This is a genomic window from Methylomonas koyamae, assembly GCF_019669905.1.
In the GTDB taxonomy this organism is placed as follows: domain Bacteria; phylum Pseudomonadota; class Gammaproteobacteria; order Methylococcales; family Methylomonadaceae; genus Methylomonas; species Methylomonas koyamae.
On the sequence record NZ_AP019777.1, the window covers coordinates 3,828,703 to 3,850,359 of the forward strand.

The following is a 21,657-nucleotide window of genomic DNA, read 5'->3' on the forward strand; positions in this document are numbered from 1 at the left end:
ATTAGTGGCGCGTTTAGGAGATTATCATGAGTCAACAAGTCGACAATATCCAACCGAGTTATCCTTTATTCCGCACCGACGAATACAAGGATAATCTTGCCAACAAACGGGCGCTGTACGAAGAGCGCCATCCGCAAGAGCAAATCGACGAAGTATTCCAATGGACTACAACCCAGGAATACCAAGAGCTGAACTTCAGCCGCGAAGCGATCACGATCAACCCGGCCAAAGCCTGCCAACCTCTGGGCGCGGTACTGTGCGCACTGGGCTTCGAAAAAACCATGCCTTACGTGCACGGTTCGCAAGGCTGCGTCGCTTACTTCCGCACTTACTTCAACCGCCATTTCAAAGAGCCGGTATCTTGCGTTTCCGACTCGATGACGGAAGACGCGGCGGTATTCGGCGGCCAGAAAAACATGTTCGCCGGCCTGGAAAACGCCAAAGCCTTGTATAAACCGGACATCATTGCCGTGTCGACGACCTGCATGGCGGAAGTTATCGGCGACGACTTGAACGCGTTCATCAACAACGCCAAGAAAGAAGGCCACGTCGACCAAGACTTCCCGGTACCGTTCGCCCACACTCCGAGCTTCGTCGGCAGCCACACCACCGGCTGGGACAACATGTTCGAAGGCATGGCGCGTTACTTCACGCTGAACCACATGGAAGGCAAGGCACCGGGTAAAAACGGCAAAATCAACTTCGTGCCCGGCTTCGAAACCTACTTGGGCAACTACCGCATCATCCATCGGATGATGAAAGAAATGGGCGTGGGCTACACCCTGCTCAGCGACCCGACCGAAGTATTGGATACCCCGGCCGACGGTACTTTCCGCATGTATTCCGGCGGTACCACGATGGACGAAATCAAGGACGCGCCGAACGCGATTACCACCGTGTTGCTGCAACCTTGGCAATTGGAAAAAACCAAAAAGTTCGCGGAAAACACCTGGAAACACGAAGTGCCGAAGCTGAACATTCCGATGGGCCTGGAGTGGACCGACGAGTTCCTGATGAAAATCTCCGAACTGAGCGGCAAAGCCATTCCGGAATCGTTGGAAAAAGAACGCGGCCGTTACGTGGACATGATCACCGACTCGCACGCCTGGTTGCACGGCAAAAAGTTTGCTTTGTACGGCGACGCCGACTTTGCCCTGGGTATGACCAAAATGCTGCTGGAATTCGGCGCCGAGGTCAGCGACGTGCTGGTTAACCACGCCAACAAACGCTGGAAAAAAGCCTGCGAAGCGATCCTGGCCGAGTCTCCTTACGGCCAAAACGCCACGGTGCATATCGGCCGCGACTTGTGGCACTTCCGCTCCTTGATGTTCACCAACAAACCGGACTTCATGATCGGCAACAGCTACGGCAAATTCATCCAACGCGACACCTTCTATAAAGGTGAAGAGTTCGAAGTGCCGCTGATCCGCATCGGTTTCCCGATCTTCGACCGCCACCACCTGCACCGGATGACCACTTTGGGTTACGAAGGCGGCATGTACGTGCTGACCACGCTGGTCAATGCGGTTCTGGAGCAGTTGGATAAAGAAACCAAAGGCATGGGCACCACCGACTACAACTACGATTTGATCCGCTAAGATCGAAGCGCGTAGGGTGGGCGCCGCCAGGCGCCCACCGCCATTCCTGCCAGGCGGGCAATTGCCCGCCTCACGCTATCCCAAAGGAGAATCTCCATGCCCAGCGTCATGCTTAGAAAGCGCGAAGACGGTAAGCTGTTGTTTTACATTGCCAAAAAAGATTTGGAAGAAACCATAGAATCCCTGGAGTTCGATAGCGCCGACAAATGGGGCGGCGAAGTCCTGCTCGGCGACGGCTCGAAATATTATTTCGAACCGCTGTCCCCGGCGCCGAAAATACCCACCACGTTACAAGCGAAACGTTTAGCGGAGGACTAATGCCATGTCCCTTTACATCGTAGCCGAAGAGTGTATTTCCTGCGGCGATTGCCTGCCGGTCTGTCCGACCGACTCGATCAAGGAAGGCGCCATCGTCTTCGAAATCAACAAAAAAACCTGTACCGAATGCAACGGCGATTTCGACGAACCGCAATGCGTCAAAGTCTGCCCGATCGACAATTGCATTCTGCCGCTAGCGGCGTAGCGCGATGAACCGGTCGAGCTTAAGCCGGGAACTGGCTCTGAGGATCGGACTGGCCGCACGCGCCCTGCCCGATACCTCGCCGAAATTGTTCGTTTCGGTGCTGCGCGCCTGCGCCGGCCCCGTGCTCGACGAACGCAAAATCGCGCAACTCGGCGAGGCGCAATTGCAGCAAGCGCTCGGCAATTTCGGCGTAAAAGCCGACGCCGGGACGGTGCGCAACGCGCTGGGTTTGCTGCAAAGCCCGGCGACGCAAACGCAACCGGCTCCGCAACCGCGTCTGGCCGACCTGCCCGGCTCGATATTAGTCGCCGTCGGCAGCGACGACCCGCAACAAGTCGTCGGCCATTTCGGCTCCTGCCGCCAATTTCTGGTGTACCAGGTTTCGGCCGGCGAAGCGCGCCTGATCGACGTGCGCAGCGTCGATAGCGAGGCCCAGCGCCGCCACGACGACAAAAACGCCTACCGCGCGCAATTGATCGCCGATTGCCGCGTGCTTTACGTCGCCTCGATCGGCGGACCGGCCGCGGCCAAAATCATCAAGTACGGCCTGCACCCGATCAAAACCGAGCAAGGCGAAGCGATCAACCAAGTCATCCACCAACTGCAAAGCGTGCTGAGCCAAACGCCGCCACCGTGGCTGGCCAAATCGATGGGCATCGCCCCGGCAGCACGCATTTGTTTCGAACAGGAATCCTAACGATGATCAGTCCAGACCAACTGCAAACCATTGCCGAGCGCATTAACGGCACCACGCTGAGCGAAAGCGTGGTGACCCAATTGCGCGGCGAATTTCCGGGCATCCACTTCACCTATTGCATGGAAGACGACATCCCCAACCACGAACCGTTGCTGGAAGGCAGCGGCTTTAATCTATATCTGGTCGACGGCCGCGAACATTGCCTGTGTCTGACCCGTAACTACGAACACGCGTCAGGCATCGTCATCGCCGAAGTCATCCCGGAATAGGGTGGCGGCATGAGCGACGCGGACCGTCCCGTCAGCCTACCGATTGCCGATTGCAGCCTGTGCCCGTTCCGCGGCAAAACTTTGCTGATGGGGCGCTGCATGCCCGGCGATACCTGCGTGGCCGCCCAAAGCGGCCGCCAAATCGACCGTTTTTTTCGGGTCAACCCGGTCTATGCGGTCAATTTTCTGCGCGACAAATTCTGGGAACGCCGAGCCATCGCCGTACGCTATTCGCCGCTGAAAGCCCTGCTGCCGTTAATTTCCGACGAGGACGAAGTGGTGCGCCGCGCCGTAGCGTTTCGCCTGCCGGCGCAACAACTGGTCGCGCTGATCGACGACCCGGACCGCGAAGTGCGGATGACGGTGGCCGACCGCATCGATGCCGGCAATCTGGAACGGCTGGCCGACGACCCGGACTACATCGTCCGCCTCACGGTCGCCAAGCGCCTGCCGCCCGGCCGCCTGTTCCGCTTTATCAAGGACGAGGATTTGCAGGTGCGCAAACGCGTCGCCGAACGCCTGCCCGAGGTCAGTTTGGGGCTGATGGCCAACGACCCGGCGCCCGACGTGCGCCGCATCGTCGCCGAACGCATGCCGGCGGAGGATGCGGCATTGCTGCTGCACGATAGCGACTGGGTGGTGCGCTACACGGCGGCGCTGAAAGCCGATCCGGCCAAACTGGCCGCGCTGGCGGACGACCCGGAACCGGACGTGCGCGACCTGGTGCGGCAACGTTTACAATCAACCTCTACTCCAGAAGCCGATCATGACTGAAGCCAAACTCAATCTTGCCGGACAAGACATCACCGACTGCTGTAAAAAAGTTATTCCGGGGCAGAACGACGACTTGCTGCTCAGCAAGTTGCAAGCGCTGGTGCCGGATTACCCGATTCGCCTGGCGCTGATCGGCGACGAATGGTACAAGCTCGGCGGCGTGGTCGACATGAACGGCTCCCGCATCGCCAACGACATCATCGAATGGGCCGAACGCACCTACCTGGAGTGCGGCCAAAACCTGCAAACCCTGATCGACCATGCTCTCGAATTGCAGTTGATCGCCACCCGCCAGACTGGGAAAACCCTGTATTTCGTCGTGCAAACCGGCGACAAGGCCGAAGATTTCACGCTGATCGAAATCGACAAAACCCACGAAGTGTCGGACCGGATGCTAATCGACGAAAACAACCCGCCGGCCGACCTGGAAGAGTTGATCGATCCGATCCAGCCGTTCTGCATCGAAAGCTACGGTTTCGGCCACTCCCGCTACACCTACCGGCGCAAGACCGACGTCAAGCTATTCATGGAAGTGATTAACGAACGCCATCCCGGCGAACATCCGGCTCAGCGCTTCATGGACGACTGGAACCGCAGCAGCGCCGGCCAAAAACACCGGATGAGCGACGACTGGATCATCCGCCCCTACCGCCACACCGGCCGCTTCGGCGAACAGATCGTCAACGTCGAAATCGTCAACACCCACAAAAACCACCTGCCGCATCTGGAAGACTTCGCCGGCAAGAAAGGCAGCTCGCTCAGCAACGTGCTGAGCCGCTTCGACCGCCAGGCCGGCTACCCCTTCGCCTGGTTTTTTTACATGCTGAAAGGCAAACTGGTATCCACCCACAGCGCCGAGTCGGTCTACAAAGACATTTCCGGGGATTTCGCCTACTTGCCGGAGCGGGACGAGGCGGTGCTCAGGGATTGGATTTCTACGCCGTATAACGTTTGAGGCGTTGTTTCGTTAATTCTGGATTGGCCGTCATCCTGGTGAGGCGTAGGGTGGGCACGGGTTTTTGTGCCCACGCGGTGATGTTTGTTGTGTCGCTGACGCGACGGTTATTTCAATGTCGGTTCGCGGACCGACAACCGCGATACTTTTCTTTGCTTGTCCAAAGAAAAGTATCCAAAAGAAAAGACACCCGGACGCCGCTTATTCCCTGTGCTCCTCGCTTTTGAACGGGGTTGCCTGAAGGGGCTTCCCAGCCCCTGCATGCAACGCGCCGCATCCCTGCGGCGCCCCTACCGGGCTGATCCGTTCAAAAGCTCCGGTGCTCGGCGCGGCATACGGGAGGAAAACCTCATCCCGAGATCAGAGGGCAGCTCAAAAAGGTACGCTGTGCGTACACTACCTAACTTTAAATCCGGCTTCGCGTAGCGTTTCATCGTTCATAGCACTTCAATTTGAATCGCTCCCCAATACTTCTCAACTTTCGCCAGATTAATGCAAATCAGATACCATCCAAATCAGTAAGATATACGGAAACCATTCAAAGAGATGTTAGCTACCCATGACCGGACGCCGCGATACACAACAAGCACACGAACGAGCTCAAGTCGGAGCGTTCATTGTATGGTTGAATACAAGATATCGAGCCAAATATAAAGTCGTGGCCGAACCCAATCCGCCTGAGGCGATCATTCGCTCTGGTCGTACTACCAGATGGGTCGAGGTGACTGATGCGTTTTGGAGCGATGCCTTTGCGCAGGACGAATACTCCTACGCGACACCCGGAGAAAAGCACAGGTCAATTGGTAACGGGCCGTTCATGGCGCCCGATGCACAATTTGCCGAGCGGTTTGTTGACGTAGTACGAAAGAAACTTGAGAAAAAGTCATACGTTCCAAGCATGCAGGATTACGGCCCAGGCTACCTTGTAGTCCCTATCATGTACCCGCTGTTCAATTCGCAGTCGCTCTGGCACATGAAGAAGGTTTGGTCACAGACTCGTATCGAAGACCTTGGTTGCTTTCGGGGTATCTACATGTCCATGCAGATGGGGCGAGGTCCCATCGTAAGATGGTCCGAATATGGCCGTAGCCAACATGGAAGTCTACGGTCTTAGAATGTGCTGCAGCCCTTGAAGCGCATGATTATCTCGTTCCCACGCGCCGCGTGGGAATGCAGCCACACCGCGCTGCGGTCAACTAAAACCAATCCCGATAAACCGGCAATAATCCTTCTTGCCCCGCATAATCCCGGGCACTCGAATAACGCCAATGCTCCGGCAAATCCACATAACCGCGTTTGACCGGGTTCAGATGGATGTAATCCAATTTCTGCCGCAAGACCTCGGGGTTATCGATCAATTGCGGATGGCTACCCTCTTCCCAACACTGATACTCCCGGTCGGTTTTATGCGCTTTGCGGAACCAACTCAATTGCTGCAATAAACGCTCGGCGTTGATGGATTGCAGATAGTCGATCAACTGTCTTGCCGTGTAGGATTTAAAGTGGGCCAACTGATTGGGCAAGTCGTCTGCTTGTACTAGCAAGTGCAAGTGGTTTTCCAGAATGACGTAGCCGTAGATTAACCAATTATGCTGCTGTTGGCGGTAACGCAAAGCGTCCAACACGATTTGCACAGTAGCCGGACGGGTGAATAACGGTATCCAGTTCAGCACGGTGCAGGTCAAGAAATGTGGGTGTTGGGATTGGAGAATGCGGTAACGGCTGCGGCCCATGAACTTGACCTCGTTTGATAGCTTTGTCGTATGTTACCGCTGGCGCGGTTAGTCTGCATTCCCACGCGGCGCGTGGGAACGAGGAAACATCCCCCTCCACCGCTTGCCCCGCAACTGCGCCGCCTTATAATGGCCATCAAGTTCACTGGGAGTTTTTATGCCGAAATTTTTACGCCTGTTTTTAATCTGCTCGATACTCGCGACCGCCGCCTGCTCCAAGATCTATTACAGCGGCCTGGAAAAAATCGGTATTCCGAAGCGGGATGTAATGGTGCATCGGGTGGAAAAGGCCCGCGACACTCAGGAAGAAACCAAGCAGCAATTCAAATCCGCGCTGGAGCAGTTCACCTTCGTCACCAACTTCAAAGGCGGCGACCTGGAAGCGACCTACAACAAGCTGAACAGCGAGTACGAAGCCAGCGTAGCCAAGGCCAACGAAGTCAACAAGCGGATAGCGGACATCGAAGACGTATCCGCCGCGTTGTTCAGCGAATGGGAAACCGAGTTAAGCCAATACAGCAATCCGAGTCTGCGCCGCGACAGCCAGCAAAAGCTGACGGCCACCAAGGCGCATTACCAACAACTGATTACGGCGATGCGTAAAGCGGAAGCCAAAATCGAACCGGTGTTGAGCGTGTTCCGCGACCAGGTGCTCTACCTGAAACACAATCTGAACGCCCAAGCCATCGCCTCGTTGAAGGGCCAATTGGACTCGGTCAAATCCGATGTCTCGGCATTGGTAGTGGAAATGGAAAAATCGATTAACGAGGCCGACGCCTTCATTAAAACGATGGAAAAGCAGTAATTACGGCTCTACCGCCGGAGCTGTGGCGAAAGCCAAGCACCGGCGGAGTCGAATCAAACCAGATGGGGCGAGTACGACAACACGTAATAACCGTAATAGAGGACGATGAAAAACAGCAACGCATTCAATAACCGCTCTATCCTGCTGCAACTGCTGTGGATTTCTTTCCTGGCTTTGCGGGCTTTCAAGCGCCCTTCCAATACTCTGTGCGACATTCCGACTCCTGTGCTATTCCGCCACGTTAAAACCGATTCCGCCCGGTTCTAAATGGATTCCGAAACGTACCGACATCCGGCCGGGCGTGCCGGAGCCATAGACGGCGCAGCGAATCCGGGCTCCACAGACCGATAGATGCTGACCTTCCATGGCAGTGGCTACCCGCGCTTGTGCCCTTTGGGTAGCCCGGCGGGCATGACGGCAATTTTCGAAAGCGGCAAACCAATTAACGGCTCATGCCGTTACCCAGCCAGGCTCCCGCCGCCGCGCCGATGCCGGCGCCCAACGGATCGCCTTTACTCATTTCATAACCGGCCATGCTGCCCAGCGCGCCGCCGACCAAACCTTGGGTGGAACGCTGGTCGTAACTTCGCTGCCGCGGTGCCGGCTGCGGCGCCGGCACGTACTGGACCACACGCTCCGGATAATAAACCCGCTCGACTTCGACGTAGTGGTCGTGATGGTGGTGCCGATGATGGCCATGTTTATGACCGTGGCCGTGACCATGGCCATCCGCCAATGCGGTCGAACCAGCCAATAACCCCGCAAACGCAACAGTTGCTGCTCTGAACATAAAACGCTCCTAATAAAATTCCGTTGCTAAGAATTTTAGTGGGCGTAATTGAAGTCCCGATTAGGAACAAATTAAGAATTGATGAAAATCGCACAGCCGCAACAAGGACCGCAGCCGACCGCCCCCGTCCGACCTAAACTTTTAGCCGATGCCGTTCGAGTAGGCCCGGTCCTCAACTACCGTCGCTCCGGCCTGGGCGGGAGCCCTGTTTCCCTACTGGATTCCCGCATTCGCGGGAATGACGCCGGAGCAGGTTAGGAGATTCACACATGAAACGAGGATTCCCGCATTCGCCGGAATGACGCTGCTAGGAAGCTGGAACGCCGACGCCATCCTTAGCGCCCGCCCCCGGCATGCTTACCGGGGCAACCCAACATGTTTGGCTTAACGGCATTTCCCCGTTATTTGCCGGCCAGCTCCGCCAAATCCAGCACCTGCCATTGAATCGCCAAACGCGTCATTTCGATGTCGCTGCCGACACCGAGTTTGCGCTTGATCAGATAATGGCAATTGCAGACCGTTTTCGGGCTGATGTGCAAGCTGGCCGCGATGGACTCGACGCTGTTGCCGGCCACCAGCAAGCGCAGAATTTCGAACTCGCGTACCGTCAGATTGCGCAGGGCCGGGTTGCCGTCGCCCAACTTCTCCAAAGCCATGGCCTGGGCGATATCGGCGCTTAATACGCGGCGCCCGGCATCTACCTCGCGCACCGCACGCAGCAATTCCTCCGGCGGGCTGCTTTTAGTGACGTAACCCAAGGCGCCTGCGCGCAGAGCCTGCTCGGCGAACAACGGATTTTGATGCATGCTGAACACCAAAATCCTGGCGTCCGGCTGCAACTGGCGCAAGCGGGCAACCAGTTCCAAGCCGCTGCTGCCGGGCAGGGAGATGTCGGTAATCACCAAATCCACCGGCTGCTGCCGATATCTGCGGTAGGCTTCGGCCGCATCCGCCGCTTCGGCCACCACTTGCAAGTCGGCCTGTTTCGCCAGCAAGGCCCGGTATCCGGCCCGCACCACGGCATGGTCGTCGACCAACAGAATTCCGATCATTGCGCTGCCGCCGCCGGAGCTAGCGGCAGGCTCACCGCGACTTGCAGCCCGTGCGGTTCGGCGATGGCCAGGCTGAATTCGCCGTTCAAGGCCGCGACCCGCTCGCGCATGCCGAGCAAACCCAGGCCGCTGCCGGCAAACGGCAATTCCCGCGCCACGCCGTCGTCTCGAATCTGCAGCGATGCCCTACTTTCCTCGATTTGCAACACCAGCGCCACGTTGCTAGCCGCGGCGTGTCTGGCGATGTTGGTCTGGCATTCTTGCGCAATTCGGAATAAAGCCAGCGCTTGGTCGTCGGCCAACCGGCGGCAGTCGCCGGCCACTTGCAAGCGGTATACGGCCTTGCCGGCGGCGCGCCGATTCCAGTCCGTCACCGCGCTGTGCAGACTGGCCGCCAGCCCCAAGGTTTCCAATTCGGCCGGACGTAAGCGCTGCAACAAGCCGCGCAACCGCTGCAACATGCCACCGGCAATTTCGCCGATCTGTTCGGCTTCGGCGGCCAGTTCCGGCGCCCGCTCGGCGGCGGCGAAGCGGACCGAACTGGCCACCGCATTGATGCCGGCCAGACACTGGCCGAATTCGTCGTGCAGTTCGCGGGCTAAGTAACGCCGCTCGTCTTCCTGTAATTGGATCAGTTTCGCCGCCAGTCTGCGCCGCTGCGCCAGCAACTGTTGCTGGGATTCGGCTAAGGCATTGACCGCGATGCCGATCCGCCGCCACTCGTCGAGTTCGAAGCCGGGCAAGCGATGCGCCAGCTCGCCGCTCGCCAGCGCGCCCAAGCCGCGGACGATGGTTTGCGCCGGCCGTAACGCCCGGCGCACGCTCCAGTAAACCAGCCCGCAAACCGCAAATAAGGTTACCGCCGACAAGGTCGCCAAGTCGCATACGTTGCGCCAAGCGGCGGCGATTTCGGTTTCCGCGCTGGCGGTAAAGCTCAGCACGCCGAACACCGCGCCCTGGCGGAACACGCTGCGCGTTACCGGCAAGCCGGGTTGAAACAGGCTGCGGTATAAAGACTCGAAGCCGGACGGCCAGATGCGCGCTATCGGCTTGCCGCCGTAGCACAGGCTGCGCGGGGTACCGCCGGCTTGCGGCAGGTAGGCCAGACAGGTACCGGCCTGGCCGCCGGCCTGTTTCCATAATTCGAAATCCGGAAAGCTACTGCCCCGTCCCAGGCCGGACTCGATCAGCAGCAGTTGCGTCTGCAACTGCCTGGCCACGCCGTCGGCCACCTCCACTGCGTTCCGCTGCGCCAGGCTATGGCTTTGGTACAGCGCGTACGCCAGCACTGCCAGCAAGCTCAGCCCGCCGGCCAGCACGATTCGAGTTAACAAATGCCAATGTAATGCCATATTCCGCCGGCCCGGCTCGCCAAAAGTCGCTTCATTCTAAAAGCCAAGCCGGCGACGGCAAAGCCCAGCTAAAACGTCGGGCAATTTGCCCGTATCCGCCGGGCAAATTTCGGCTTACAGGCGGTTACCCCACCGCTAAGCTTTGGCCGCAGTTATCCGCTGCTATTTCGCCACCCCCATTGGAGAGCACTATGACCGCGTACTTATTCGACGACCGCCGTATCCGCTGGCAAACCCTGGCCGGCTTCGAGCATTTGACCTATTCGATCCTGAACTTGGACGAGGCGCGCGGCAGCGTCGATGTCTTGTTCAAATTCGCCGCCCAGCGCCAGATTCTGTTGCATCGGCACAAGGTATTGAACAAAACCTTCGTCGTGCAAGGCGAACACCGGCTGTACCACGCCGACGGCTCGATCAAGGAAATCCGGGCCTGCGGCAGCTATACGGTCAGCCCGGCCAAGGAGGAACCGCACCGGGAAGGCGGCGGCGAAATCGATGCCGTGGTGCTGTTCCAGATACTCGGCGACGGCGGCGTGTTTTACGAGATTCTGGACGACGCCGGCCAAATCGTCGCCAGTTTGGGCATGGCCGACTTCGCCGAGTTATACCGCGCCCAATGCGCCGCCGATTCGGCCGCGGCTTGAACGGAGGTGCGCCATGTTAAGACCGATCTGCTGCGCTGCATGCTTGTTGCTAAGCCCGTGCGGCTATAGTGCGCAACGGCTGGCGATTTTGGACTTCGAAGCCAACGACCTAACCTCGCTACCGAATACGCCGGCCGAATTGGCTCGCACCGGCAGCATCCGCCCCTTGCTGGCACAGGCGTTGAGCCGGGACGGCGCCATCGAAATCGTGCCGATTCCGCCGCAGCAACAAGCCGCGGCCAACGCCGGCTTCGGTTACCTGTTCCGTTACGCCGACCAGGCGGCAAAATTGGGCCGCCTGGTCGGTGCCGATTGGGTGTTGGTCGGTCAGCACAGCAAACCCAGCTTTATGTTTTCGTATTTGATCGGCGATTTGGTGAACGTCAAAACTGAAACCGCCGTCGGCCAATTCGATATCGAACTGAAAGGCAATCATCGCAAAGTCACCGAACGCGGCGTCGCCGCGCTGGCCGAGAAAATAAAACGGAAGTTGAGCCGGCCTTAGAGTTGCCTTTACCGGCGCCATTCTGAATAATCGCCGGCCTGACGTCATTTTTAGGCAAGCACTATGTACGAACTTTATCTGGACAGCGCCGATGTGTCCGAAATCCGGGCGCTAGCGGCGATTCTGCCTTTGGCCGGCATTACCACCAACCCGACGATCATGGCCGCCGGCGGCTTGGGCTTGAACGCGCTGCTGCCGGCGGTTACCGATATTTTGGGTCCGGCCTGCCGGTTGCATGTGCAGGTGCTGAGCAATACCACCGACCAAATCGTCGCCGAAGCCGAACGCCTGCATGCGCTGCCGTTCGATATCGTGGTCAAGATTCCGGCCCACGCCGCCGGCCTGGCGGCGATCAAACGCCTGAAACAACTCGATATTCCGGTGCTGGCGACGGCGATTTACAACGTACAGCAAGGCGTATTGGCGGCGATGAACGGCGCGGATTATCTGGCGCCTTACTTAAACCGGATCGACAACCTGGGCTGCGACGGCCTCGGCGTGGTCGCCGATTTGCAGCAGTTCGTCGAGCGTTACCAATTGCCGACAAAACTGCTGGTCGCCAGCTTCAAGAACGTGCGTCAGGTATTGGAGGTGTTAAAACTGGGCGTGCATTCCGCGACGTTGCCGCCGGACATTGCCCGACAAATGTTGCAGGTGCCGGCGACCGATGCCGCCGTCGATAAGTTCGAGCAGGATTGGCGCGCGGCTTTCGCCGAAAAGCTGCCGTTCGAGACTTGAGGCCAAACTCGGTTAGAAATCGATCATGCCGCTTAATCGGCGTTGTCGAGTTCGAAAAACACCCATTTCACCCGCGGCTGGGCGGCTTTGATGTTTTTCTCCAGCGAATTGCTCAGCGACACCGCCTGCGACACGGTCAGATCCGGCAATAATTCGACCTTGACCGCCAGCATCACGTCGTTGCCGTGGTTGATGGCCCAGACGTTGAACACCTGCACTACGACCGGTTGCTGGCGCAGATAATCCGTGACCGCATCGCGAATTTCGCGGTCCGCCTCGCCCAGCAACAAGGCATGCACCTCGTAGCCGACCGCCAGCGCCACCAGAATTAGCAAAGCGCCAATCAGCATCGAACCAATCGCGTCGTAAATGGCGTTGCCGGTCAACAGCGTCAAACCCAACATCACCGCGGCGACGACCAGACCGAGCAAGGCTGCCAAGTCCTCGCCTATTACCACCATCAGCTCGCTGGAGTAAGTCTCGCGGAACCAGCGCCACAAACTGCGCGAACCCTGTTCGCCGCGCATTGCCCCCAACGCGCCTTTCAACGACAGCGCCTCCATCACCACGGCGGCCAACAGGATGCCGATCGCAATTTCGGCGTTTTCCACGGCATGGTTATCGTGCAAGCGCTCCAGGCCTTCGTAAATCGAAAACATGCCGCCCACCGAGAACAAGGTGATCGCCACCATCATCGACCAGATGTAGGATTCCCGGCCGTAGCCCATCGGATGGCGCGCGGTCGGTTGCTTTGCGGCCCGCTTCATGCCGATGAACAGCAACACTTGGTTACCGCAATCGGCAAAGGAATGCACCGCCTCGGCCACCAGCGAACCGGACCCGGTCCAAACCGCGGCCGCGGTCTTGGTCAGCGCAATCGCCAAATTGGCGGAGAAGGCGTAAAGAATGGCTTTGCTTGAGTGGTGGTCGGACATGGCAGCTCAGTAAAGTAAAATCACGAAGCCTGATTATAGACAATGCATTTTCTTTAGCCGCCGCAGCGGACGGCAACCGGGTTTTAGCCCAATAGCCGGCATTGCGGCGGCCGCTTAAACCACGGCGCGCAGTAAATTGCCGTAATACAAGCGGTTGCCGGTCCGGCTGCGCGCCCACAGTTGCCTGGTTTCGCTTTGGGTCTGGGCAAAATGCGGCCCGGCCGCGGCGGCCAATTCCTGCAGGCCGACTTTCGGCGAATAGGTATTCAACACCAGGAAGCCGCCGGGTTGCAGCAGGCCGCGTGCGGTTTCCGCCAGCCGCGGCAACTGGTTTTCCAGCTTCCATTTCTCGCCGTTGGCGCCCAGGCCCCAAGCCGGCGGGTCCATGACGATGCCGTCGTAGCGCTTGCCGCGTTTCAGTTCGCGGCCAGCGAATTTCAACGCATCTTCCAGCACCCATTTAATGTCGGTCAGGCCGCTCGACGCTTGGTTGGCATTGGCCCAATCCAGCATTTGCCGGACCGAATCGACGTGGGTGACTTCGGCGCCGGCGGCCCGCGCCACCAGCGACGCCGCGCCGGTGTAGGCAAACAGGTTCAAAATCCTGGCGCCGGCTGCGACCCGTTCGGCGATAAAGTGCCAATTGGCCTGTTGTTCCGGAAACAGGCCGACGTGTTTGAATTGAGTCAGCTTCAAGTTAAAGCGCAGTTGCCGGTAAGCAATGCTCCAACTTTCCGGCGCATCGGGCCGCAACTTTTGCCAACGGCCCTGGGTCGGCGAGGTTTCCACAAACTCCCAATGCGCCAGTTCCCGCCATTGGGCAAGCGGCCATAACGCCGCGCCGGCGGCGTTGATCTCGGGCCGGATCGTCAACACTTCGCCCCAGCGTTCCAATTTGCGGCCACCGCCGGCATCGAGCAGTTCGTAATCGTTCCAGGCTGCGGCGTATTCCCGCAGGTTTTCGGGCTGCGCTGCTTGAGTGCTTTTAGACCGGGCTGGAGGCCGGCGGCGCTGGGAAACGGAAGATGGGGGCGGCATGATCGGGTCGGCGGGTGGGTTAGGATAGCTCGGTTTTAATGCTCCGATTCGGCGGAGCGGACAGCGGCTATTCTATCGCGGCGACCGCGAAAAATAAGCCGCCAGCCAATCCGACACGAATGCCGTCAGGAGAAACCTTCGCCGGCGCGGTATCAGGCTTCGCCGGCATTTGTAATACGTTTCACCAAATCTTCATCAAATAATCATAAGTCCATCACAAAAAATCCCTATTGTGCGCAGCGTGCCGGCCACTAACGGACTGTTGCGGCACACCCAATACGATTTTTGTTTTGTGGCGAGGAGATCGGACGAACCTTTGTTGCTGCAGTGTCCCCCATTCACTGCGGCGGCCGCCACTAAGCACTAACCCGCAACCGGAGCCGCTTAAATGTTCAATAAAAAATATCTTCTCAGCGCCGCCTTATGCGCGGCACTGTCCGCCAATGCCGACGCCGCCACGCTGGCTGCCGACGGCCAATGGCATGCGTTCGACATCGACGAAACCAGCTCGGCGTCTGCCGGCTTGGAATGGATAGACCTGGACGGCAACGCCTTGAGTTTCGACTTTAGCCTGACCGGCTCGGCAATTTTAAGAATCGTCGACGGCGGTTTTGCCGGCGACCGGTTCGACGTATTCAACGGCAATCTGCTGCTGGGCCAAACCTCGGCGGCAACCAACAACTACCCGGAATCGCTGGGTCTGGATTTCGACGCGGCGTTTGCCGACGGCCGTTACAGCCGCGGCGTCTTCCTGCTGGGGCCCGGCAGTTACAGCATCAGCGGCTTACTGAGCCTGTCGGCGTTGGACGATAACGCCGGCGCACTCAATGCCACGGTCGGCGCGATCAGTCTGACCGCGGTGCCGCTGCCGACCGCCGCCTGGTTGTATCTGGCCGGCACCGGCCTGCTGGGCTTGACCGCCCGCCGCCAATCGAAATCGGGAGTTTAAGACCATGAAACTGCAAACATTAGCTAGTGCCATTGCTTTGGGCTTCAGCGCGGTAGCCGCACACGCCGTTACGCTCCCGGCCACCACCATCAAAATCGTCGCCTTCAACGACTTCCACGGCCAACTGGAATCGCCGGGCAATTTCCGCAACCTGCCGACCGATGCGGCCTCGACCATTCCTCTCGGCGGCGCCGACTGGATGGCCGGCTACGTTGCCGACCTGAAGGCGCAGAACCCGAGCACCATCGTGGTGTCGGCCGGCGACATTATCGGCGCCACGCCGCTGGTTTCGGCGCTATTCCATGACGAACCGACCATCGAAACCATGAACCGGCTGGGTCTGGAATTCAATGCAGTCGGCAACCACGAATTCGACGAAGGCAAGGACGAATTGAAGCGGATGCAAAACGGCGGCTGCCATCCGAGCGATCCGAATAGCTGTAAAGGCGCCGAAGTCGGTACGCCGGTGCCGTTCGAAGGCGCCAAATTCAAATTCCTGGCCGCCAACGTGGTGGAAACCGCCAGCGGCAAAACCCTGTTTCCGCAATATGCGATTAAAACGGTCGGCGGCGTCCGGGTCGGCTTTATCGGTATGACCTTGAAGGAAACCCCGACCATCGTCACGCCCACCGGCGTCGCCGGCCTCAGCTTTACCGACGAAGCCGCTACCGTCAACGCGTTGATCCCGAAACTGCGCGCCCGCGGCGTCGAAGCGGTGGTGGTGTTGATTCACCAAGGCGGTACGATACCGGTCACGCAGAGCGTTGCCACCATCAACAACTGCGACGGCGGCCTGGCCGATTCGCCGATCAAAACCATCGTCAACCAGTTGGACGACGAAGTGGATTTGGTGATTTCCGGCCACACCCACCAAGCCTACAACTGCCAGATCGCCAACAAAGCCGGCCGCTTGATCTCTGTGACCAGCGCCAATTCGCAAGGCCGGGTGTTGACCGACATTGACGTCACGATCAACATCGCTAACGGCGAGGTCAGCGCGGTCAGTGCCGAGAACATCGCGGTGGTGCGCAACAACCCGGCGATCACGCCGAACGCCGGCATCAAAACCATCGTCGATAACTACAAAGCCCTGGCCACGCCAATCGCCAACCGGGTAATCGGTTCGATCAGCGCCGCGATTACCCGCACCGCAACGGCCGCCGGCGAATCGGCGCTGGGCGACGTGATCGCCGATGCCCAATTGGCGGCGACCAACCCGGCCGGTTTCGGCGAGGCCGTGGTGTCGTTCATGAATCCGGGCGGCATCCGCGCCGATTTGACGTATCCGGGCAGCAGCGCCGGCGAAGGCGACGGCAAGGTCACTTACGCCGAAGCCTTTACCGTGCAACCCTTCGGCAACACCTTGGTGACGTTGACTCTGACCGGCGCCCAAATCCATACCTTGCTGGAGCAACAATTCACCGGTTGCACCGCGGGTTATCCGGTCGGTGCGCCCGCTAGCGGCCAGCCGTTCAACCGCATCCTGCAAGTCTCGGCCGGTTTCAGTTACGAGTGGAGCGAAAAAGGCACGCCTTGCGATAACGTCGATCCGGCCAGCATCAAAATCAACGGTGTCACTATCGACCCGGCCGCCAGCTATCGGGTCACGGTCAACAACTTCATGGCTGACGGCGGCGATCAGTACTACGTGTTGACCCAAGGCAGCAACCGCCTGGGCGGCGCATTGGATTTGGACGCCCTGGAAAGCTATTTCCTCGCCAACGGCAGCGTCAATCCCGGCCCGCGCAACCGGATCTTGTTGGCACCCGCACCATAAGTTTCAGGCTAAAGCTCTGCAGCACTTGGCCCGCCGGTAGGTTTACGGCGGGCTTTTTTTTGCAATGCACATTCTAAAGTTGGATAGCCCAACACCCATCCGCAGCGATAATTACCCGAGTTGTGCAATATAGGGTTGACACACTACCTGATTCGCAGGGTCTTATTCGCGCAAACTACGGTTGGAATTCAACGAGGGCCGCTTTGGTCGAACTCACGAATTTAGCTCGGTCAATGGATGACGTTCCAGCTTTTGCTTATGCGGATGAGTAAAACGGCCCGTTGCGGTCTATCGCCTAATCTGATTCAATGGCCTCCGCGTGATGTTTACCAGCCATACCTACTAGGTTCCGATGATATACAGAAGGGAAACCCATATGCTGATCAAAAATTTATCGTTTCGAGGATCATTTTTCGGTAGATATGCTGTTAACAGCTTAATAACTTGTTAGACGTCATGTCTCAGGCATCCTCGCAAGCATGGGCGTTCTATCGCGATGTCGCTAAGACTCGCACCGTCTGGACCGTGCGCGACGCCGGCGGATATCCGGCTCCGAAAACGCAAAGCGGTCGTAGGGCGCAACCTTTTTGGTCGACGCGTTCGCGGGTGGAGCGCATCATCAAGTCTGTTCCGGCTTATCAGGGCTTCGTGCCGGAGGATATCTCCTGGGAGGTTTTCTGTTCCGCTTGGGTTCCTGGCCTCACGCGCGACGGATTGCTGGTGGGTGTCAACTGGAGCGGCAAGCGTGCTGCGGGCTACGACATGGAGCCGGCGGAACTGCAGAGAAACGTCGAGGCAGTGGTGGCGGAGCCGCAATGACGTCTAACAAGCAGTTCGAGCGGACCGTCATGCGGCATCGCGTGCGCGCCGCATGTGCGTCACTTCATTGTGCACACGCGGCGCGCTGGACACGTAGTCGCGCGGCCGCTCACCTGCGGCGTTGGGCATCATGAAACCAAGCGCTGAGTTAGCCATCGCACGACAAGCTATTGCCGAAATAGCTGCTCGTTTTCCGTCCCTCCAAATGATTGAGGAACCCGAGGCTCCCGTCGAACTAAGCATTCTCATGCCCGTGCAACCTGGGCTTAATCACAAAGTGTGGCTTGCGCTTCAAAACAACGATGAACTGCATTTCTCTGTCGGAAATTTTTGGCTTGAGTGGTTTCCTTGCACAAAGCCATCGCGCGTAGCCGAATATGTTGCGGCGGTTATTGGCTTTCTATCGGGCGAGTATCGTGTTCTGGAGCACTATCGTGGCACGCGATGCGTGAAGGCAGAACTCCAAGCCCGGTAGGGTACGCAACGCGTACCTTCTGGCTTTCGCCACCATGACGGCCTTTTAATGGTACGCGATGCGTACCCTACGTCTTATGATCCGAACACCGGACACTGGTTGTCTAGGGACCCGATTGCGGAGGATGGCGGGATTAATTTGTACACCTATGTCGAAAATAACCCGACCAATGTAACTGATCCAACAGGCGAGTTTGGAGTTATTGGAGCCCTGGTTGGTGCGGGGCTTGACCTAGCATTTCAAACAATGATCGAAGGAAAATCATTTGAATGTGTTAATTGGATGCAGGTTGGGGTTTCTGGTGCCTTAGGAGCATTGGGTGGCGCCGGCCTAGGAGGCACCTTTAAATTAACGTCAGGCTCTATGAAATGGGCTAATGTTAGTCGCCGCTATAGAAGACTTCACGATGTAAAAGCCTCCCAAGATGTTCATCATTGGGCAATTGAGAGGGGTAGTGCGCTGGGAAAACTGTTACCGGATTCTATTGTTAACCATCCAGCTAATTTAAACCCCATAACAGGCTGGTGAAAAACCCACTGATATTTCCCCTTACCCACGGTTTCCGTGATTTTTTCGTGTTGAAATCGGTCATGACATCGAGTTTCAACCGTTTTGCCCCTGTTTCAAGGGCTTTTTATTCGCCTGAAGCCGTCTGTGGACGGTTTTCAGGCGCACTTCGCCCTAGGTGGGCGCACTCCACGCCGGTTTCGGCGTGAACACCAATAGGTTGAGCAAGCGCGTCAGGTTGTAGGCGGCAAAGCAAAACAAGGCCTGACCTGCGACTTTGGCTAAGCCGATGTGGCGGGTTTTACGCAGGCCCCCGACGGTCTTGATCCAGCCGAAGGCTTCTTCGACGATTTTGCGGCGCTTGAGGCTTTGAGCGTACGCTTTGCCGCGCGCGGTGCGGCCATCGACGGCACTGCCGGTCTTTTTGCGAGCAACATGGGCTTTGATGTCTTGCGTCTTGAGTTTGTTGACGAACGCCGGTTGGTCATAGCCTTTGTCGGCACCGACGCTGCCGCCTTTGGGAACACGGCGTTTGATCATTGTTTGCGCGGCTTCGATTTCAGCGGTGCCGGTGGCTTGGGTGGTTTCGACATCGACAATCAGGCCGTTACGATTCTCGGATAGGGCATGGGTGATGTAACGCAGTTTGGCCTCGGTGTATTCGCCTTTCTTGTAAAGCCGCGCTTCGGGGTCTGTCGTGCTCTGATGCGTGGCATTGCTGCGCTTTTCGCCGCTGAAGTCGACCTCGGGATTGCGGCCGGCGGGTTTATCAGGACCGCTGCCGTCTTTCTTCACGAAGCTTTTGTGCGAGGCCCAGGCTTCGATCAGGCTGCCGTCGACACTGAAGTGTTCGTCGGACACCAGGTTTTGCCATTCGGCAATGGCCAAGACCCGCTCAAAAAACTCGCGACTCAGTGCTTCGGACAGCAGGCGCTCGCGGTTGGCGCTGAACACGCTGCGTTCCCAGACAGCATCGTCGATACCCAAACCGACAAACCAGCGAAACAGCAGGTTGTAGTCCAGCTGTTCCATCAACTGGCGTTCGCTACGAACGGTGTACAGCACTTGCAATAGCAAGGCGCGCAGCAGTTTTTCGGGCGCAATCGACGGGCGGCCAGTATGGGAGTAGCATTCGGCAAAGACCGCATCCATAGAGGCCAATACGCCATCGACGAGTAGCCGTAAACGACGCAACGGATGCTGTTTGGGAATACGGTCTTCCAGGCTAACGTAGCTGAACCAGCTATTTTGAATGGCATCGTGTCCGCGCATGGGGGGCTTCTCCAATTTAGATGCGCTATTTTACTTGTTTGCTGAGGCTATGCGCCTTGATGACTGCAGCTTTGGGAGTTTTTCACCAGCCTGATAAAGCGAAGTATCCATCAACAAATTCACAATGAATTTAACGCAATTGAAAGATGGTGGTATGGAACCCCAAATTGGGCTAAAGCAGCGGAGGGTTCTTTAGTAGGAGGCGGAGCTAGTAGCTCTCTATCTTCCAATAATTGTGAATGCCAACAATAAGGAAATGAAACTACCATGAAGTATCCATTGCTGCGACTTAACAAATTTCATATTAGAAAGTTTCAGTCGGAAAATGAACTAAAATTGATGTCTCAAAAATATTTTGATGAAGGAAACTTTAAAGTTGATACTTTTTTCATTGATTCCAGTGGCTTCAGATACGCCTTAATTGATGTGCGAAAGGAAAGAAATAGCTTAAATCCGTTTCGTTGGTTTCGATCCTCTCCAGCCATTGTAGTTGATATTATAGTAAGTCAACCCGTACAGTTGTCACTTGATAATATGAAAAAAACTATTTTTGAATTAGTGGTGAAAAATGAATGGCATCGCCAAGGATACCAAAATGAGTCGGAGTTTCACGATATGATTTATGCTGCTAAAAGCTATAGAGATATTATAGATATGATAAGTTTTTATGGTAAATGGCAGGGATAGGATCGAAGGTTGAGATGCGACTCAGAAATGTCCACTTCTGAATTGCAGGGATGAATTAGGGAATATTACTACAAAGCGGACATTCGAACAGATTAAGCTACAAACGCCAATGACCGCAAATGGCCGGCAGGAGCCTAACGACCGAAAATTCCAACCAATCCTAGGAAAGTTATTGACGCCAAATTCTCAACGATTTCAACCGAGCCTGCTTTAACCGGTTGCTGCGGCTTTAACGCGTCTTGAGATCATTCCCAACCATTAAATGCACATAGCCCTTTTTGCCGTCGCAAAAAAACCGGGCCTGCCAATTTTGGCAGACCCGGCTAGACCAGCGAGGAACTGGGATCGGTTTACCGACTGTTAATCAGAACACTTCCGTAAACAGATTATTAGCCCACGCCAACATCATTTGGTAGTTGTCGGAATTGATCTGTTCGGCTTCGCCGGAAGCAGCCGCTATTTTTTCCATCGCATCCAGCGCCGGGTTGTAGCGGTAACCGGCCGTCGAAAACGACGCGGTGTTGGCGGTGATCGGGCTGAAGGCGGAAACGGCGTGTTGGCGTCGGTCCAACCGGACTGCAACATGCCGCGCGGACAATCGAAATCGCTGCCCGGCGACAGCACCAATTTGTCGAAGTAAACTTTATCGCCGCCGGCCAGCGTGATATAGCGGCTGCCTTCGCGTTCGGCACCCATGCCGGCAACTGCGAAAACGGCTGGGCCTGGAAACGAATCGCACGCAGACGGTCATCATTCCGCCATA

At 57.2% G+C, this 21,657-nt stretch carries 26 protein-coding genes; 17 read left to right on the top strand and 9 right to left on the bottom strand.

Annotated elements, in window-relative coordinates:
• Window positions 1–26 precede the first annotated feature (26 nt).
• From nifK to MKFW12EY_RS17170, 7 genes are all read left to right on the top strand, one after another.
• Complete coding sequence (gene nifK / locus MKFW12EY_RS17140; RefSeq protein ID WP_054761834.1) at window positions 27–1,598, top strand: nitrogenase molybdenum-iron protein subunit beta; 1,572 nt, start codon at window positions 27–29, stop codon at window positions 1,596–1,598.
• A 96-nt stretch (window positions 1,599–1,694) separates the two neighbouring features.
• The gene (gene nifT, locus MKFW12EY_RS17145; RefSeq protein WP_054761832.1) at window positions 1,695–1,916 is read left to right on the top strand and encodes a putative nitrogen fixation protein NifT; all 222 of its coding nucleotides are present in this window, start codon (window positions 1,695–1,697) and stop codon (window positions 1,914–1,916) included.
• 4 nt (window positions 1,917–1,920) lie between these two features.
• Entirely contained in the window at window positions 1,921–2,121 is a 201-nt protein-coding gene (locus MKFW12EY_RS17150) for a 4Fe-4S binding protein (protein WP_054761830.1), read from the top strand.
• Between the two features lie 4 nt (window positions 2,122–2,125).
• Window positions 2,126–2,818, top strand: coding sequence for a nitrogen fixation protein NifX (gene nifX, locus MKFW12EY_RS17155; protein WP_054761827.1), 693 nt, complete (start codon window positions 2,126–2,128; stop codon window positions 2,816–2,818).
• Between the two features lie 2 nt (window positions 2,819–2,820).
• Window positions 2,821–3,087 carry a DUF6129 family protein gene (locus MKFW12EY_RS17160; RefSeq protein ID WP_054761825.1) on the top strand — a complete coding sequence of 89 codons (267 nt, stop codon included), beginning with the start codon at window positions 2,821–2,823 and terminating at the stop codon, window positions 3,085–3,087.
• Between the two features lie 9 nt (window positions 3,088–3,096).
• Window positions 3,097–3,861, top strand: coding sequence for a 4Fe4S-binding leucine-rich repeat protein (locus tag MKFW12EY_RS17165; protein ID WP_054761823.1), 765 nt, complete (start codon window positions 3,097–3,099; stop codon window positions 3,859–3,861).
• Window positions 3,854–4,816, top strand: a complete 963-nt coding sequence (locus tag MKFW12EY_RS17170; RefSeq protein ID WP_054761820.1) for a hypothetical protein — start codon at window positions 3,854–3,856, stop codon at window positions 4,814–4,816. The genes MKFW12EY_RS17165 and MKFW12EY_RS17170 overlap by 8 nt, the downstream gene beginning before the upstream one ends.
• A 1,196-nt stretch (window positions 4,817–6,012) precedes the next feature.
• Here the strand turns inward: MKFW12EY_RS17170 and MKFW12EY_RS17175 are convergent.
• Window positions 6,013–6,549: an REP-associated tyrosine transposase gene (locus MKFW12EY_RS17175; protein ID WP_054761816.1), complete on the bottom strand. Its 537-nt coding sequence runs from the start codon at window positions 6,547–6,549 to the stop codon at window positions 6,013–6,015.
• Window positions 6,550–6,706: 157 nt separating this feature from the next.
• Between MKFW12EY_RS17175 and MKFW12EY_RS17180 the strand changes: the two genes are divergently transcribed.
• Window positions 6,707–7,354, top strand: a complete 648-nt coding sequence (locus MKFW12EY_RS17180) for a DUF2959 domain-containing protein (protein ID WP_054761813.1) — start codon at window positions 6,707–6,709, stop codon at window positions 7,352–7,354.
• Between the two features lie 53 nt (window positions 7,355–7,407).
• Here MKFW12EY_RS17180 and MKFW12EY_RS17185 read toward each other — a convergent pair whose 3' ends face one another.
• The 4 genes from MKFW12EY_RS17185 to MKFW12EY_RS17200 all read right to left on the bottom strand — a co-directional run bounded on the left by MKFW12EY_RS17185 (window position 7,408) and on the right by MKFW12EY_RS17200 (window position 10,548).
• Window positions 7,408–7,569, bottom strand: a complete 162-nt coding sequence (locus MKFW12EY_RS17185; RefSeq protein WP_157199382.1) for a hypothetical protein — start codon at window positions 7,567–7,569, stop codon at window positions 7,408–7,410.
• 227 nt (window positions 7,570–7,796) lie between these two features.
• A complete protein-coding gene (locus MKFW12EY_RS17190) occupies window positions 7,797–8,144 on the bottom strand; it encodes a hypothetical protein (RefSeq protein ID WP_221053446.1) in 348 nt (115 codons plus the stop codon).
• A gap of 401 nt (window positions 8,145–8,545) precedes the next feature.
• Complete coding sequence (locus tag MKFW12EY_RS17195; RefSeq protein ID WP_221053447.1) at window positions 8,546–9,196, bottom strand: response regulator; 651 nt, start codon at window positions 9,194–9,196, stop codon at window positions 8,546–8,548.
• Window positions 9,193–10,548 carry a histidine kinase gene (locus MKFW12EY_RS17200; protein WP_054761811.1) on the bottom strand — a complete coding sequence of 452 codons (1,356 nt, stop codon included), beginning with the start codon at window positions 10,546–10,548 and terminating at the stop codon, window positions 9,193–9,195. Before MKFW12EY_RS17200 ends, MKFW12EY_RS17195 begins: the two co-directional genes overlap by 4 nt.
• Before the next feature lie 191 nt (window positions 10,549–10,739).
• Between MKFW12EY_RS17200 and MKFW12EY_RS17205 the strand changes: the two genes are divergently transcribed.
• From MKFW12EY_RS17205 to MKFW12EY_RS17215, 3 genes are all read left to right on the top strand, one after another.
• Complete coding sequence (locus MKFW12EY_RS17205) at window positions 10,740–11,192, top strand: cupin domain-containing protein (protein WP_054761854.1); 453 nt, start codon at window positions 10,740–10,742, stop codon at window positions 11,190–11,192.
• 13 nt (window positions 11,193–11,205) lie between these two features.
• Window positions 11,206–11,697 carry a DUF2380 domain-containing protein gene (locus MKFW12EY_RS17210; protein ID WP_054761809.1) on the top strand — a complete coding sequence of 164 codons (492 nt, stop codon included), beginning with the start codon at window positions 11,206–11,208 and terminating at the stop codon, window positions 11,695–11,697.
• A 63-nt stretch (window positions 11,698–11,760) separates the two neighbouring features.
• Window positions 11,761–12,435 (top strand): transaldolase family protein, encoded by a 675-nt coding sequence (locus MKFW12EY_RS17215; RefSeq protein ID WP_054761808.1) that lies wholly within the window; start codon window positions 11,761–11,763, stop codon window positions 12,433–12,435.
• Window positions 12,436–12,467: 32 nt separating this feature from the next.
• Here MKFW12EY_RS17215 and MKFW12EY_RS17220 read toward each other — a convergent pair whose 3' ends face one another.
• Together MKFW12EY_RS17220 and MKFW12EY_RS17225 are read right to left on the bottom strand one after the other, a co-directional pair.
• Window positions 12,468–13,370 (bottom strand): cation diffusion facilitator family transporter, encoded by a 903-nt coding sequence (locus MKFW12EY_RS17220; protein WP_054761806.1) that lies wholly within the window; start codon window positions 13,368–13,370, stop codon window positions 12,468–12,470.
• A 114-nt stretch (window positions 13,371–13,484) separates the two neighbouring features.
• The gene (locus MKFW12EY_RS17225; protein WP_221053448.1) at window positions 13,485–14,408 is read right to left on the bottom strand and encodes a class I SAM-dependent methyltransferase; all 924 of its coding nucleotides are present in this window, start codon (window positions 14,406–14,408) and stop codon (window positions 13,485–13,487) included.
• A gap of 388 nt (window positions 14,409–14,796) precedes the next feature.
• Here MKFW12EY_RS17225 and MKFW12EY_RS17230 point away from each other — a divergent pair, with 388 nt between their 5' ends.
• The 5 genes from MKFW12EY_RS17230 (at window position 14,797) to MKFW12EY_RS17250 (ending at window position 18,956) form a co-directional block, all read left to right on the top strand.
• Window positions 14,797–15,357, top strand: coding sequence for a hypothetical protein (locus MKFW12EY_RS17230; RefSeq protein WP_221053449.1), 561 nt, complete (start codon window positions 14,797–14,799; stop codon window positions 15,355–15,357).
• Between the two features lie 4 nt (window positions 15,358–15,361).
• Entirely contained in the window at window positions 15,362–17,134 is a 1,773-nt protein-coding gene (locus tag MKFW12EY_RS17235; protein ID WP_054761802.1) for a bifunctional metallophosphatase/5'-nucleotidase, read from the top strand.
• Between the two features lie 456 nt (window positions 17,135–17,590).
• Window positions 17,591–17,953, top strand: coding sequence for a DUF2750 domain-containing protein (locus tag MKFW12EY_RS17240; protein WP_054761852.1), 363 nt, complete (start codon window positions 17,591–17,593; stop codon window positions 17,951–17,953).
• A 130-nt stretch (window positions 17,954–18,083) separates the two neighbouring features.
• The gene (locus MKFW12EY_RS17245) at window positions 18,084–18,428 is read left to right on the top strand and encodes a hypothetical protein (protein ID WP_172680294.1); all 345 of its coding nucleotides are present in this window, start codon (window positions 18,084–18,086) and stop codon (window positions 18,426–18,428) included.
• Window positions 18,429–18,476: 48 nt separating this feature from the next.
• Window positions 18,477–18,956, top strand: a complete 480-nt coding sequence (locus MKFW12EY_RS17250; protein ID WP_280637578.1) for an RHS repeat-associated core domain-containing protein — start codon at window positions 18,477–18,479, stop codon at window positions 18,954–18,956.
• A 153-nt stretch (window positions 18,957–19,109) separates the two neighbouring features.
• Here MKFW12EY_RS17250 and MKFW12EY_RS17255 read toward each other — a convergent pair whose 3' ends face one another.
• Window positions 19,110–20,207, bottom strand: a complete 1,098-nt coding sequence (locus MKFW12EY_RS17255; protein WP_221053058.1) for an IS5 family transposase — start codon at window positions 20,205–20,207, stop codon at window positions 19,110–19,112.
• A gap of 267 nt (window positions 20,208–20,474) precedes the next feature.
• Here MKFW12EY_RS17255 and MKFW12EY_RS17260 point away from each other — a divergent pair, with 267 nt between their 5' ends.
• The gene (locus MKFW12EY_RS17260) at window positions 20,475–20,894 is read left to right on the top strand and encodes a hypothetical protein (protein ID WP_157199356.1); all 420 of its coding nucleotides are present in this window, start codon (window positions 20,475–20,477) and stop codon (window positions 20,892–20,894) included.
• Window positions 20,895–21,258: 364 nt separating this feature from the next.
• On the opposite strand, the gene MKFW12EY_RS17265 is transcribed toward MKFW12EY_RS17260, so the two are convergent.
• Window positions 21,259–21,465, bottom strand: a complete 207-nt coding sequence (locus MKFW12EY_RS17265; protein WP_221053451.1) for a hypothetical protein — start codon at window positions 21,463–21,465, stop codon at window positions 21,259–21,261.
• Window positions 21,466–21,657: the final 192 nt, after the last annotated feature.